Source organism: Abiotrophia sp. HMSC24B09 (assembly GCF_001815865.1).
In the GTDB taxonomy this organism is placed as follows: Bacteria; Bacillota; Bacilli; order Lactobacillales; family Aerococcaceae; genus Abiotrophia.
The window spans coordinates 1-14,435 of sequence record NZ_KV822203.1; the positions used below are offsets into that span (position 1 = coordinate 1).

16 protein-coding genes are annotated in these 14,435 nt (G+C 49.9%); all 16 read right to left on the bottom strand.

Annotation, left to right across the window (positions count from 1 at the left end; all coding sequences use genetic code 11):
* Positions 1-273: transposase (locus HMPREF3093_RS09565; RefSeq protein WP_180363266.1), on the bottom strand; the 273-nt coding region annotated here is incomplete at its 3' end.
* A 53-nt stretch (positions 274-326) separates the two neighbouring features.
* Entirely contained in the window at positions 327-1,472 is a 1,146-nt protein-coding gene (locus tag HMPREF3093_RS04745) for a low temperature requirement protein A (protein WP_070755843.1), read from the bottom strand.
* Between the two features lie 772 nt (positions 1,473-2,244).
* Positions 2,245-3,882, bottom strand: coding sequence for a peptide ABC transporter substrate-binding protein (locus HMPREF3093_RS04750; protein WP_070755844.1), 1,638 nt, complete (start codon positions 3,880-3,882; stop codon positions 2,245-2,247).
* A 367-nt stretch (positions 3,883-4,249) separates the two neighbouring features.
* Positions 4,250-5,032 (bottom strand): carboxyltransferase subunit alpha, encoded by a 783-nt coding sequence (gene accA / locus HMPREF3093_RS04755; protein WP_070755845.1) that lies wholly within the window; start codon positions 5,030-5,032, stop codon positions 4,250-4,252.
* Positions 5,029-5,892: an acetyl-CoA carboxylase, carboxyltransferase subunit beta gene (accD, locus tag HMPREF3093_RS04760; RefSeq protein ID WP_070755846.1), complete on the bottom strand. Its 864-nt coding sequence runs from the start codon at positions 5,890-5,892 to the stop codon at positions 5,029-5,031. Before accD ends, accA begins: the two co-directional genes overlap by 4 nt.
* A gap of 3 nt (positions 5,893-5,895) precedes the next feature.
* Positions 5,896-7,287, bottom strand: coding sequence for an acetyl-CoA carboxylase biotin carboxylase subunit (accC, locus tag HMPREF3093_RS04765; RefSeq protein WP_070755847.1), 1,392 nt, complete (start codon positions 7,285-7,287; stop codon positions 5,896-5,898).
* Position 7,288: 1 nt separating this feature from the next.
* Positions 7,289-7,723, bottom strand: a complete 435-nt coding sequence (fabZ, locus tag HMPREF3093_RS04770) for a 3-hydroxyacyl-ACP dehydratase FabZ (protein ID WP_070755848.1) — start codon at positions 7,721-7,723, stop codon at positions 7,289-7,291.
* A 46-nt stretch (positions 7,724-7,769) separates the two neighbouring features.
* The gene (accB, locus tag HMPREF3093_RS04775) at positions 7,770-8,264 is read right to left on the bottom strand and encodes an acetyl-CoA carboxylase biotin carboxyl carrier protein (protein WP_070755849.1); all 495 of its coding nucleotides are present in this window, start codon (positions 8,262-8,264) and stop codon (positions 7,770-7,772) included.
* 2 nt (positions 8,265-8,266) lie between these two features.
* Positions 8,267-9,502, bottom strand: a complete 1,236-nt coding sequence (gene fabF / locus HMPREF3093_RS04780) for a beta-ketoacyl-ACP synthase II (protein WP_070755850.1) — start codon at positions 9,500-9,502, stop codon at positions 8,267-8,269.
* Between the two features lie 36 nt (positions 9,503-9,538).
* A complete protein-coding gene (gene fabG, locus HMPREF3093_RS04785) occupies positions 9,539-10,261 on the bottom strand; it encodes a 3-oxoacyl-[acyl-carrier-protein] reductase (RefSeq protein WP_070755851.1) in 723 nt (240 codons plus the stop codon).
* Positions 10,262-11,206 carry an ACP S-malonyltransferase gene (locus HMPREF3093_RS04790; RefSeq protein WP_070755852.1) on the bottom strand — a complete coding sequence of 315 codons (945 nt, stop codon included), beginning with the start codon at positions 11,204-11,206 and terminating at the stop codon, positions 10,262-10,264.
* A gap of 163 nt (positions 11,207-11,369) precedes the next feature.
* On the bottom strand, positions 11,370-12,329 hold the full coding sequence (gene fabK, locus HMPREF3093_RS04795; protein ID WP_070755853.1) for an enoyl-[acyl-carrier-protein] reductase FabK: 960 nt from the start codon (positions 12,327-12,329) through the stop codon (positions 11,370-11,372).
* A gap of 30 nt (positions 12,330-12,359) precedes the next feature.
* Positions 12,360-12,578, bottom strand: coding sequence for an acyl carrier protein (locus tag HMPREF3093_RS04800; RefSeq protein ID WP_023391761.1), 219 nt, complete (start codon positions 12,576-12,578; stop codon positions 12,360-12,362).
* Between the two features lie 41 nt (positions 12,579-12,619).
* The gene (locus HMPREF3093_RS04805; RefSeq protein ID WP_070755854.1) at positions 12,620-13,567 is read right to left on the bottom strand and encodes a beta-ketoacyl-ACP synthase 3; all 948 of its coding nucleotides are present in this window, start codon (positions 13,565-13,567) and stop codon (positions 12,620-12,622) included.
* Between the two features lies 1 nt (position 13,568).
* Positions 13,569-14,003 (bottom strand): fatty acid biosynthesis transcriptional regulator FabT, encoded by a 435-nt coding sequence (locus HMPREF3093_RS04810; RefSeq protein ID WP_070756101.1) that lies wholly within the window; start codon positions 14,001-14,003, stop codon positions 13,569-13,571.
* A gap of 250 nt (positions 14,004-14,253) precedes the next feature.
* Positions 14,254-14,435 (bottom strand): hypothetical protein (locus HMPREF3093_RS09885; protein ID WP_218970166.1); only part of this gene is annotated, 182 nt, incomplete at its 5' end.

Consider the following 14,435-nt stretch of genomic DNA (forward strand, 5'->3'; position numbering starts at 1 on the left):
GTCCGCGACAGAGGCCTCAAAATCTTCCTTGAGCCGTCTGGCATGTTCAGCGGTGGGCGCCTGGAAAATGGCCTTCAATTTAGCGCGCGCCTCTAGACTCCCTTTTCTGGGGATGATCTCGACAATGTTGGACAAGAAATGAAAGACGCAACGTTGCCAAGTCACCCCAACAAAGCAGTGCTGAATGGCGGCTCTAAGGCCGGAATGAGCATCTGAAATAATCAGAGTGGGCTGGCTCAAACCACGGGCACGTAGGGATTGATGGAAAAACAAATTAATGAAAAAAAAGCCTTGGTTCCCAAAGCTTTTTTTATGTTATAAACTCATCAAAATAAATCCCAGTTAGATCTGGAATATTTTTTATTCTGTGTCATATAAAAATAAATAAAATGAATGGCTATAGCTAGAGCTAAAATGGTTGTTATACTCACTACTATTATAGGATTAGAAGCAAAGATTAAAGAGAGAATCAAGGCAGCCAGATAGAGTGTCGCTTGGACACAGTAGTAACTTTTCGAATAGCGAAGATAGTGTTTGTTATAGGGCCCATTTACTAGGACAGCAGCTTGAAAGAGGCCAAATCCGATATAATAGAAGCTGGTTGCAAAGAGACGATTAGCTTCAGGATTCTGAAGAAAGCCCATCGATACAGTCATCATAATAAGTCCAATGAAAATAGGATAGTGACTGTAAATTAGAAATAGTCCCTTTTGATTAGATTTTTCATCAATAGCATGGTCGAATTGACCAAAATAAAACAAGAACAGAGAAAGCATAATAATGAAATAAAGAACCGAATAAATCGAGAAATTCTCGATTGTAAAGAAGTTAGCTAGCTCCATAATCATCTCTCCAAACGTAATAATGACAAGAAGGGAGATGCGCTCGATTAAATGGGGGAGATTTACCTGGTAATGCTTATCTTTACTAAGCAAGATAATTGGCATAATAAATGTTAGCAGAATACTAGCAAATAAGGTATAGACTCCAACGTAAATAGGAAGAAGAGCTGCTAGATAGACTCCTAAACTTCCTAGACCTGTTATCCATAGAAAACCTTTGATACTTTCCCGTTCAACATTATCGGTTGATTTTCTAAAAAATTCAACCAAATATTGTAAAAATAAGGTAAAGGTTAATGTACCAACAGCCCAACAAAGATAATGAAAATATTGTTGCCAATCAGGTCCAATCATATTGGCTATAAAGAGTAAAAGTCCCATTTTGATAAACATGATTACCATGTTAAATAAAGAGTTCTTTCCATAGCGATTGGTATAAACGGTTTGAATCATCCAGGAATCGGTGAGAACCAAGACAGCCATGAAAAAATCAAGGAAAGAATTCCAAGTCAAAATACCGTTATGAAGATGGTCAATTAAAGTAGTTGCTTTTGAAATTGCAAAAACAAAAACTAGGTCATAAAAAAGTTCTGAAAATTCTACACGTTTATGTTTAATAAGAGTTGTCATCTTAAGTCCTTTAGTCCTTTCTATTTTAGAAGTATAATTTATTATAACAGAAAATGGTAATGAGAGAAAAGGAGATGCTTAAATAACTTCATGTGGCGCGAATTGTCAAAACCTTGGAGCACATTTACCTCATGTACCAGATTACAGGCGGAGTGTTTGACGATTGATAATGAAGAATAAGATTATACAGTAGAAGTGTATGGACATACCTTAGAAGAGAAAATTTTTGAGGAATTTAATCAAATCAGAGATGTCTGGAAAGATTGCTCATAAAAAAATGTGGGGCAAATGATGGGGCAAATCAGTTATAGACAAGCAAAAAAGCCTTGTAAATCAAGGCTTTTCCTGTTGTGTTTAGATGCCCCTGCAGGCACACGGTCACGGCGCCAACGTGCCCTACGCCATCGCCCAGCCCCACCTCAAGCTGCATGAGCTACTAGAAAATCCTGGCCAGCCCGTGCAGATTCATTAGTCCGCAGGCAAAGGGAGCCAGTGGACCAATCGAAAGAGTGGGCCACTAGCTCACGACTTTTCGGGCTTTTGGCCCAGTTTCCGCCCTTTTCCCAGGGAGCTAGTGGTCCACTCGAAAGAGTGGGCCACTGGCTCACGGCTTTTCGGAGCTTTTGATCTAGTTTCTGCCGCTTTCCGAGGAGCTCGTGCTTTCGCTAGCTTTTGACCCATTTTCTGCCCTGACCTAGTTTCTGCCCCCCACCCCACGCCACACAAAAAGCCCGCACCGTGGTGCGGGCTTTTCTCTGTTTTCTTTTCCTTATTACTCTGTCACGTAGACCGGACGTAGGTTAATGGTACGGCCGAATGGCATCACTTCGAAGTTTTTCACGCGGGCTTTGAGTAGGTAAGAAGTAGCAGATTGATAGATTGGCGCAGCGACTGCGTCTTGCTTAATGCCGATGGTTTCGGCTTGGATTAAGGCTTGGCGACGCTTAGCTGGGTCGTTGGCATATTCGTTGCGGGCTTGCTCCACTAGTTTGTCGTATTCAGCATTGGAATATTTCGCGAAGTTAATACCGCCGCCAGTCTTGTACTGCTCGATAAAGTTGAGGGCATCTTGATAGTCTGGCGCCCAAGTCCCGTAGAAGATGTCAAAGTCTGATTGACGTTGGAACTCGAGACGGTTCTTGAGGGGCACGCTAGAAATGGTCAGCTTGAGGCCTGGCAAGTTAGCTTCTAATTGGGCCTGCAAGAACTCAGCTGTCCGCTTGGACAAGCCAACGTCAGAAGTCAGCAATTGCAATTCAATGGTGTCCTTGCCTAGGGCCGCTTTGGCCTTAGCCCAGTCAGCTTGGGCCGCTTCCAAGTTATACTCTAACATTGGGCCAGCCGCTGTTTGGTAGTCCTCGCCTGCCTCGTTGACGTCGAAGTCCTTAGGCACTTGGTTGTTGAGGACCTTGGAGCCGTCTTGGATGACGGAGTCGGCATAGACTTGCTTGTCGAAAGCTTGGGCGATGGCGCGACGTAAGTCGGCATTCGCGGTCGCTTCCCGTTGGGTGTTGAAGCTGAGGTAACCGATGGTGGCTTTAGAAGCGGTATGGAAATCGTCCGCCCCAGTGTATTCTTGGACAAATTGGTCAGTCAAAGTGGTGTAGTCCAACTGGCCAGCATCGAAGAGGTCGGCACCAGTGGAGTTTTCTTTGATAACTTGAACTTGGACATCCTTAAGGTAAACGTTGGCCGCATCCCAGTAGTTGTCGTTCTTGACCAATTTCCACTCCAGGTTGGTCCCGTTCCAGTCTTGAATGGTGAAAGGACCGTTGGTCACCACATTGTCAGCGCTGGTCCCGTACTTGTCGGCCTTGGCGCTGTGAACTGCCTTGCTGACAGGCATGTAGCGGCTACCAGACAAGAGTTTTGGCAGGTATGGCGCTGGGTATTCCAAGGTCACTTCCAGGGTCTTGTCGTCTAAGGCTTTGACCCCTAATTCGGAGACTTCCTTTTCACCTTTGCGGACTGCGGCTGCGTTCTTGAAGACGTCAACCGATTGGACGCTGGCACCAGACTTAGGATCGGCCAGACGTTGGTAGCTGTACTCGAAGTCGGCCGCCGTCACCGGGCTGCCGTCGCTCCATTTGAGGCCGTCGCGCAAGGTAAAGGTGTAGGTCAAGCCGTCGTCAGAGACTTTGACCGATTCAGCTTGGCCGAACTCCACTTCGGTCCCGTTCTTCACCCGGTAAAGGCCTTCGAAGACCTGACCGATCATGTCAGAACTTGACACGTCATTGTAGAGGGCACTGTCCAAAGTAGCCAGCTCCCCTTGGGTCGCGATGCTGAGCTTTTGCTCTACAGAGGCGTCAACGCCAGCTGGTTGAGCAAAGCTTGTCACAGGGCCAGCCACAAAGCTAGCCAATAAAGTCGCCACAAGGGCGGAACGTTTCAATGCTTTTAATTTCATTAAAGAACCTCCTATTGAGTTTTCATTCTAATCATCATGAGAATATTCTAGCCCTTTTGCCGCCAATAGTCAATCATTTAGTTTCTATGACGGGTTATAGGGCTCAGCTATAGTGGAGAGGGGGCGGGGTGTGGTTGCTGTTCGGGGCTTGTGACTAGGTTTCAGCCTTCTCCCAGGGAGCTAGTGGTCCACTCGCCAGAGTGGGCCACTAGCTCGCGCCTTTTCGGTGCTTCTGCCCCAGTTTCCGCCTCTTCACAGGCTACTTTCTGCCTTTTTGGGGGATTGGGGCTCTTCCACAGAAAGCTTCCTAGCTCCCGCCACCCCTCTCCACACAAAAGCCCGGGCTAGGCCCGGGCGGTCACAATTCCTAAAATTGCTTGAAGCGGTCTTGGCGTTGGGCCAGACGCTCTTGGGCCGTTTTTTGGCCTAGTTTCTTAAATTCGCGCTTGATCAAGTGGCTGAGGCGCTCTAAGAGGACGTCATTTTCCACGGGCTTGGAGTTGTAGGTCTCGGGCACGATGCGGTCGATGACCTTCAAGTCCAAGAGTTCAGTCGCGGTCAATTTCATCATGTCGGCAGCCTTACCGGCTTGCTTGGCGTCTTTCCACAAGATGGAAGCGAAGCCTTCAGGCGACAAGATGGAATAAATAGCGTTCTCTAGCATCCAGACTTGGTCGGCTAGGGCCAGGGCAATGGCACCGCCGCTCCCGCCCTCACCCAAAATAATGGCGATAGTCGGTACGGTCAGTTCACTCATAAGTAGCAAGGAAGAGGCAATGGCTTCCCCAATCCCATTTTCCTCGGACTCAGGCGAACAGAAGGCGCCGGCCGTATTAATCAACGTCAGGATGGGCCGGCCGAATTTCTCAGCCTGCTTCATCAAACGTTGGGCCTTGCGGTAGCCAGCAGGACTGGCTGAACCGAAGTTACGCTTGATGTTTTCCTTGGTGGTCTTGCCCTTTTGAATACCGATAATGGTCATGGGCTGGTCGTCCACCAGGCCGACACCGCCCATAATGGCCGCGTCATCGCCCATAATGCGGTCGCCGTGGCACTCGATGAAGTCGTCGCCACAGAGGGCCCCAATCACTTCCGAGGTGGAGATACGCTTAATGTCACGGGCTTTTTGTACAATTTGATAAGCCTTCATTGAGCCTTCCCTCCCTCGTGAATAGTCAAGAGTTGCGCCAGCATCCGCTTTTGGCGGTCTCGGGGCACGATTTGGTCGATAAAGCCATAGCCTAGGACGGTCTCAGCCGCCTGGAAATCATCAGGCAAAGGCTTGCGCAGGGTCTGCTCGATGACCCGTTTGCCGGCAAAACCGACGGTGGCATCGGGCTCAGCCAAGATGACATCACCCTGCATGGCGAAGCTGGCCGTGACCCCACCGGTCGTCGGATGGGTCAAAACGGCACAGTAGAAGCCGCCGGCCGCCGAATGACGGGCTACGGCTTGGCTGACCTTGGCCATTTGCATGAGGGACAGGATGCCTTCCTGCATGCGGGCCCCACCAGAAGCGATATAGAGAACCACGGGCAGGCCTTGGGCGGTGGCCAGGTCAAAGAGTTGAACCAGCTTCTCACCTACGGCGGTCCCCATGGAAGCCATGACGAAGCGGCTATCCATGACGCCTAGGGCCAAGTCATGGCCGTCCAGGCGGGCTGTCCCGGTCACGATAGCCTCCTTAAGGCCAGTCGCTTCCTGCAGCTTGGCTAATTTTTCAGAATACTTAGGAAAACCTAGGGGATTGTCATTCCAGAGATCAGCGTTGATTTCTTGGAAGCTGCCCTCATCCACTAGCCAGTCAATCCGTTCCATAGCCGGAAATGGCAAATGGTGGTGGCAGTGCATGCAGCAGTAGTCCTCAGGTTTCTGCTTGGTGAAGTAGACCTTGTGGCACTTAGGACAGCGGGCCATCAAATCATCTGGGATTTGGGCGACCTTATCCGAATATTTTGCTACGGCGTCCGCATTCAGTTGAATGGTTTTATTACGACGAAATAATGCCATTTACTAGGCCTCCTCTGTTGCTTCAGCCTCTTTCTGGAAGTCCAGCCAGGCTGGCATGAAGCTTTCTTCTAACCACTTGGTGTGGTAATCATCCGCTTGGATGTGGGAATCCGCCACCATGGCTTCTAGCAGTTCCACGTTGGTGACCAGTCCATCAACGGCCACTTCATAGAGGGCCCGTTCCATCAGTCGGAAGGCCGCCTCACGACTTGGTTGGTGGACAATGATTTTAGCAATCATGGAATCATAGAAAGGTGGCAAGGTGTATTGAGGATAGATTCCAGACTCCACCCGTAAGCCCATACCGCCAGACGGTAGGACTAACTGCTTGATATGGCCAGCAGCCGGACGGAATTGGTGAAGGGGATCTTCCGCATTCAAACGGCACTCAATGGCAAACCCTGACAAGACAATGTCCTCTTGTTGATAAGAGAGGGGCTGGCCCATGGCGATTTTAATCTGTTCTTGGACGATGTCTACCCCAGTAATCATCTCGGTCACCGGATGCTCCACTTGCAGACGGGTGTTCATTTCCATGAAGTAGAATTCACCGTTGTCAGCCAAGAGGAACTCGATGGTCCCGGCATTGGTGTAGCCAATGGCCGAAGCTGCCTTAACGGCTGCCCCACAGATGGCCTGACGAGTGTCCTCATCTAGGCAGACAGCGGGCGCAAACTCAATGACCTTCTGGTTATTACGTTGCAGGGAGCAGTCCCGTTCCCCCAGGTGGATGACATGGCCATGCTCGTCGCCCAGAAGTTGGACTTCGATATGGCGGGCTGGGTAGATGATTTTCTCGATATAGAGATCTTGGTTACCGTAGACCGACTGGGTTTCGTTCTGGGCTTGGAGGAAGAGGGCTTCAAAATCCTTAGGATCTTCCACCCGGCGCATGCCCTTACCGCCCCCACCGTCGGCTGCCTTGATAATCAAGGGGAAGCCAATCTTTTGGGCGATGGCATGGGCTTCTTCTAAGCTATGCACCAAGCCGTCGGAACCTGGCGTAATAGGCACGCCGGCTGCCTTCATGGTGTTGCGGGCATTTTGCTTGTTCCCCATGGCTTCGATAATGTGGCTCTTAGGGCCAATGAATTTGATATTGACCTCTTCACAGAGGGCAACGAAATCGCTACGCTCGGATAAGAAGCCGTAGCCTGGGTGGATGGCGTCAGCCCCCGTCACCATGGCAGCGGACAGAATGGCCACTGGGTTGGCGTAGGAGTCTAAGCCCTTGGCAGGCCCGATACAGATGGCTTCATCCGCTAATTGGGTATGAAGGGCCTCCCGGTCTGCCTCGCTATAGACCGCCACCGACGTAATATTCATTTCGCGCAGGGCCCGAATGATTCGGACTGCAATCTCACCACGGTTGGCGACTAACACTTTTTTAAACATATTATTTTGCTCCGATAATGAAGGTCATTTCTGCTTCCGCAACTTTCTTGTCGCCAACGAAGGCTTGGCCGTAACCAATCCCTGCGTTCTTACGCAATTTGACGATGTCTACTTGGAGACGAAGCACGTCACCAGGTACTACCTTTTGACGGAATTTTACCTTGTTCAAGCCACCTAGGTAAGCGGTCTTGCCTTGGAAACCTTCCATTTGCAAGAGTGGGATAGAACCGGCTTGAGCTAAAGCTTCGCAGATGAAGACACCTGGTAAAACAGGCTCGCCTGGGAAGTGACCTTGGAAGACTTGTTCATTGATGGTCACGTTCTTACGGCAGACGATTTTTTCACCTGGAATCAACTCATCCACAGCGTCGATGAAGAAGATTGGGTAGCGGTTAGGGATAATGTCCATTACTTGTTGAGCAGTTAATAAAGTCATGTTTATTCCTCTTTTCTTTGGGGGTGATGTTTAGGGTTTAGCTAATTTAGCTAATGCGGAAGAGGGCTTGGCCGTATTCCACGATGTTTTCATTTTCAACTAAGATGGCAGAGACCACGCCGTCTTGAGGGGCCACAATCTCATTCATGAGCTTCATGGCTTCAATCAAGCAGAGGACTTGGCCCTTCTTGACGCTGTCGCCTACTTGCACGTAAGGATCCGCATCAGGGTTAGCTTGCAGGTAGACTACCCCTACCATAGGAGCTGGCACCTCCTTACCAGCGGCTGCTGGCGCTGGTACAGGAGCTGCAGGCGCTTCTACCACTTCAGGCGCTGCCACAGGGGCTGGGGCCGCCAGGCTAGCTGGGGCTGTTAGGGCAGCAGATTCAGTCACATCGGTCACCACGACTGGGGCTGGCGCTGCCACTTGTGGCACTTCCTTAGCCAAGAGCAGACGCTCATTGTCATTGGTGAATTCGAAGTAGGCCAGGCTAGACTGGTCGAGTTTGTCGATTAATTTGACGAGTTCTTCATATTGCATGCTTACTTACCATCCCATCGTTTGAAGGCAAGGACCGCATTGTGACCGCCAAAGCCCAGGGAGTTAGACAGGGCAACTTGGATGTCTTGTTGGCGTCCATGGCCTGGGACATAGTCCAGGTCACAGCCTTCTTCTGGATTTTCTAGACCTAGGGTCGCAGGTACGAAACCTTCTTCCAAGGCCTTAACGCAGACAATGGCTTCTACCCCACCGGCACCACCTAAGAGGTGACCGAAGTGGCCCTTAGAGCTGGATACAGCCACTTTGTAAGCTGCATCGCCCAAAGCATACTTGATGGCTTGGGTTTCGCCCTTGTCATTGGTTGGCGTGCTGGTCCCGTGGGCATTGATGTAGTCCACGTCTTCAGCACTGAGCCCGGCCATAGCCAAGGCTTGCTTGATACATTCACCAGCGCCAGACCCGTCTGGGGTTGGAGCAGTCATGTGGTAGGCGTCTGAGTTAGCCCCGTAACCCACTAATTCAGCATAGATGTGGGCGCCACGAGCTTGGGCAGACTCCAGGGATTCCAGGAAGAGGACACCGGCCCCTTCACCCATAACGAAGCCATCGCGGTCCTTGTCAAAAGGACGGGAAGCAGTGGCTGGGTCTTGGTTGGTGGACAAGGCTGTCAAGGCTGCGAAGCCGCCAATCCCGATTTCACAGATAGTAGCTTCTGCCCCACCTGCCAAGCAGGCATCTAAGAGGCCTGTCTTGATCTTGAGGAAGGCTTCCCCGATAGAGTTAGTAGCAGAGGCACAGGCTGTCACGATGTCCAAGCTTGGGCCCTTGATGCCTAACTTCATGGAAATATTACCAGAAGCCATGTTCCCGATGGTCAGTGGCACGAAGAGTGGCGGAATACGTTTAGCGCCCTTCTCAATCATCTTACGGATGCCTTTTTCGATTTCGATTAAGCCCCCGATCCCTGAGCTGACTAAGACCCCTACCCGGTGGGCATTGTCTTCAATCTTGTAGCCTGAGTCTTCTACTGCTTCTACTGATGCCACCACGGCATATTGGGAGAAGAAGTCCATCCGTTGGGTTTCCCGACGGTCTAAGACGGGACTTGGGTCGAAGTCTTTGACTTCAGCGGCCACAGAGACGCTAGAGCCACTGTGATCGAATTTAGTGATAGGCGCGATACCGCCCTTGTCATGGCGCATGCTGTCCCAGAATGCGGCGACATTGTTACCAATTGGGGAGACAGTCCCCAAACCTGTTACGACAACTCGTTGCATAATTACCTCCTGTAGTGCGGGTCTAGGAATCAGACCTTAGATGTGCAAGCCACCGTTGACTTCGATGACTTGGCCTGTGATGTAGTCATTGTCGATTAAGAAGTCGACTGTTTGGGCGATATGTTCCACTTGGCCAAAGCGTTTGAGTGGGATTTGGCCTAACATGGCTTCCTTGACGCGATCCGATAATTGATCGGTCATGTCCGTTTCGATAAAGCCTGGGGCGATGGCGTTGACGGTGATGCCACGGCTAGCCACTTCGCGGGCTAGGGACTTGGTCAAACCAATCATACCAGCCTTAGAGGCAGCATAGTTGACCTGGCCAGCATTCCCCATAACCCCAACAACGGAAGTCATGTTGATAATGCGGCCGCCCTTTTGCTTCAAGAGACGTGGGGTCAAATGACGGCACATGTTGAAGCAACCGTTCAAGTTGGTTTGGATGACCGCGTTGAAGTCTTCTTCACTCATGCGCATAACCAAACCGTCGCGGGTAATACCGGCATTGTTGACCAATACATCCACTTGGACGCCTTGGTCATAGAGGTCATCCACTAATTGCTTAGCCACGTCAAATTGGCTGATGTCACCAGTCGCTTGTAAGACTGGTTGCTCATAGCCTTCAAATTGAGCTAAGATTTCAGGGGCAATGGGACTACGGCTGTTTAAGATGACACGGTGGCCTTTAGCCGCTAAGTGGTGGGCAATGGCTAGGCCAATCCCGCGGGAGCTGCCCGTAATCAAACAGGTTAAGGTCATTTATTCTTCCTCCGTTAAAAAGTTTTTGAGGGCGTCGAGGTCTTCGACTTTGTCCAGGACTTGTACCTTGAGGGCCAGGCCTTCGCGTTTGAGCAGGCCAGCTAAGGTATTGCCGGGACCGATTTGAACTAGGTGAGTCACACCTTCTTCAACCAATTTATCAATGGTTTGCTTCCAGTAAACTGGCTCAACAAGATGTCGAACAAGTACTTGGGAGAGGCTTTCAGGCTGATGAAGGTCTAGCGTGGTGTTGCTGATGACGGGCACGTCCCCTTTCTTAAAGGTCACTTTTTCCAAGGCTTGGGCCATGGCTTCTTGGGCATTGGCCATCAAGGGACTATGGAAAGGTCCTTCGACTTTGAGGGGGATGACTTTCTTGTAGCCGGCAGCTTTGGCGATTTCCTTGAAGCGCTCAACCGCCGCAATAGTCCCCGCCACGATGATTTGGGCTGAAGAGTTGATATTGGCAATGTAGAGCGGCTCTTGATCGGCCACTTGGGCTACCAAGGCTTGACATTCTTCATAAGGCACACCCATTACCGCCGCCATTTGGCATGGACTGTCGCTGGCTAGGGTTTCGCATTGTCTGGACATGAGTTCGCCACGTTCCTGCAATAAGGCAAAGGCATTGGCTTGGTCTAGGGCACCACTGGCAACCAGGGCGGAATATTCACCTAGGCTCAATCCGGCCATATAGCTTACAGGAGGTAACAAGTCTTGGATGCTACGGTAGATAGCTAGGCTGGTCGACGTAATGGCGACTTGGGCATAGCGGGTCTGGCCGAAGCGTTCAGGTTCTTGTTGGATCCATTCTCTTAAGGGCCAACCGGTCACCGCTTCTGCCTGCTCATAGACAGCGCTGGCTTGGGGAAATTGACGGTCAAAGTCCATTCCCATGCCCGCATAGTGGGCACCTTGGCCATTAAAGATAAGTGCTAGTTTCATACACTGACTCCTATCCTCAGTTATAGTTCGTTTTGATTGCGATCATAATATAAAAGGCCCGAAGGCCAGAGCTCACTCCTAAGAGGGATAAAGTCAGAGCAAGCTCTTTGGTTCGCCTACTTACCAGCTAGGGGGTGCCAGCAAGTAGGAAAGGAAATATCAATTATTGATTGACCAAGTCAAGCTTAGCTTGAATGGTCTGACGGCATTCTGCCAAGTAGTCTTGGATGATGTCGTGACAGGATTGTTCCTTAGAGACCAAACCAGCAATCTGGCCGGCCATGAGGGAACCTGTCTTAACGTCACCTTCCACTACCGCACGACGGAGGGCGCCTTTACCGATTTTGTTCAATCGTTCAAAGTCTGGCTCTGCCTTGCTGGTTTCTTCTTTTTCCGCTTGCAGGTATTCGGTGGTTAAGGCGTTACGCAAGACCCGTACTGGGTGGCCGGTAATTTGGCCGGTCACCACGGTTTCGATGTCTTTGGCCTTAATGATGGCTTGCTTGAAGTTGTCATGAGCGTTAGACTCATGCGCCACAACAAAGCGAGTCCCCACTTGAACCGCGGAAGCCCCCAACATGAAGGCTGCTGCCATGGCACGTCCGTCCCCAATCCCGCCGGCAGCGATAACTGGGATCTTAACGGCATCCACCACTTGAGGAACCAAGGCCATGGTAGTCAGTTTGCCGATGTGGCCCCCTGCTTCCATACCTTCGACCACCACTGCTTTGGCGCCGATGCGTTCCATACGTTTGGCCAAGGCCACAGACGCTACTACTGGAATCAGGCTAATGCCCGCTTCTTCGAAGCGCTGCATGTACTTACTTGGGTTCCCTGCACCAGTGGTAATGATTTTGACGCCAGATGCGATTAAGTAGTCTACCACTTCTTCCACATGTGGGTTCAATAACATTACATTGACAGCGAAAGGTTTGTCGGTTTTGGCAAACATTGCCTCTACCTTAGCGCGAACTGTGTCCACGTTGTCGTGGCCAGTCCCAATCACCCCTAAGCCGCCTGCATTTGATACCGCGCTTGCTAAATCAGCGTCTGCTACCCAAGCCATTGCGCCTTGAACAATTGGATATTCAATGTTTAATAACTCCGTAATAGCTGTTTTCATACCTTCAGTCCTAACTTTAAGAAAAATAGATTATAAAGAGTCGATGTAGTTTACTAAGTCTTGAACAGTCTTCAAGTTTTGGTCAGTGTCGATGGTGATGTCTAATTCATCTTCGATTTCACTGATGATTTGGAATACGTCTAAGCTGTCAGCTTTCAAGTCGTTTTCGAAGTCAGTGGTTAATTGTACTTCTGCTTCGTCGATCCCTAATTGGTTTGCAATAATCGCTTGTACTTTTTCAAATGTCATAATAATGATCCTCCATTAAATAAATAATATTTTTTTGATTCTTAGATGGAAAGGTGTAGGTGACCCCAGGCTAAGCCAGCACCGAAGCCACTTAGGATAATGGACTGCGTTCCATCCAGTCGCAATCGCCCGTCACGAACCAGTTGGTCTAGGAGAATTGGGATAGAGCCTGCTGAGGTGTTAGCCGCTTGGGCAATATTAGCAGGTACCTTGCTTTCTTCTAGGGACAACTTGTCCGCAATCAGATTTAACAAGCGTTGGTTCGCTTGGTGACAAATCAAATAGTCAATATCAAAATCATTCTGCTCAATAAAGTTTGCTAGGGTTTTAATGACGGTTCGTTTGACGAAATTGAAGACGTCACGCCCTTGCATCTGCATAGCCCACTGACCATCGGACGCTTCATGGACCTCAATGGCCGCGCCCCCTGTTCCTTGGGCAAAGACTTGACTAGCATAGCCGCTGAGTTCTTGACCATCATGCTGAATCAGGACAGCCCCCGCCCCATCACCGAACAAGACGGCAGTGGTACGGTCTGTTAGATCCACAATCTGACTCATTTTCTCAGCACCGATGACTAGGGTGTAACCTTGGGTCTGGCTAGCTGCCAGGCGGTTGGCTACTTCCATCGCCATTACAAAACCAGAACAGGCGCCGTTGAGGTCAAAGCCCCAAGCTCCTTCCGCCCCAATCATGGCTTGCACTTGGCAGGCAATAGATGGGGTCGCAGCCTTAGCCGACATGGTTGCGACGACAATATGACGAATTTGGCTGACAATGTCAGGGGATAAATTCTTCAATAATTGCTTGGCCGCCTCACTCGCCATCATCGCGACGGTTTCGTGCTCAGCTGCGAAGTAACGTTGGTGAATTCCTGTCCGTTGGACAATCCACTCGTCACTGGATTCTAGTTGATAAGCATTGATTAATTGGTCGTTGGACCAGGCTTGTCCAGGTAAATAAGCACCTGTTGCAATAATACGACTCATCTTACTCTCCTAATCGTTGTTTAGCATTGTCCAAGAAACGATGTAAATTACGTAGGCCCTTAACTAAGGTGGCTGCCTCTTCAGGCTCCATGCCGTTTAAGGTCTCGGCTACCATGTTCAAGTGGAACTTGCGGTGGATCCGATAGAGTAATTTACCCCGCTTAGTTAGCTTGAGTAGCACCACCCGGCGATCGCTGGGTGAGGACACACGCTCAACATAGCCTTTTTTTACTAAGTTTTGGATGGACACTGACAGGGTCCCCATGGTGATGGCAATTTTCTTAGCCACCTCCGAAGAGCTCAAGTTGCCGCCCAAACCAATAGCTTCAATCGTATGCATTTCCTTGATTGATAAATCCGAAAACTCACTCATCTTGAGCGAAGTTTCTTCAATTAACAGAATTTCATTAAAGATAGAGACCAAAAATTCGTTCATTTCCAAAATGGTCGAATGGTCCACTCACTATCACCCCTTTAACTTATTTTGAATATCAAACTATTTGATAATCAAAGTTTATCGAAAGTCTGCCCATCTGTCAACACATGTGCTAGACCCTGACAGGCTTTATGGGGCCCTATCCTTGATAAATCAGGCATGGTCGCGTTTGCAGGATTTTTTGTCATCTTCTTGTTGCCTTGGCGAAAGAAAGTGACTGAAAAGCCCTTACCTTGGGGCTGGGCCGGGCTTAAGAGCTTGTGACTTGCAGAAAGCAATCAAAATCAGGGGTATTCGCCGTGGTCCACTTCCCCGAGTCGACCACTGGCTCCTTTGTTTTTGCCGGAAACCAGGGGAATTCGCCGGTTTCGCGTGAGCCAGTGGCCCACTTTCTCGAGTGGTCCACTGGCTCCTTTGTTTTTGCCGGAAACC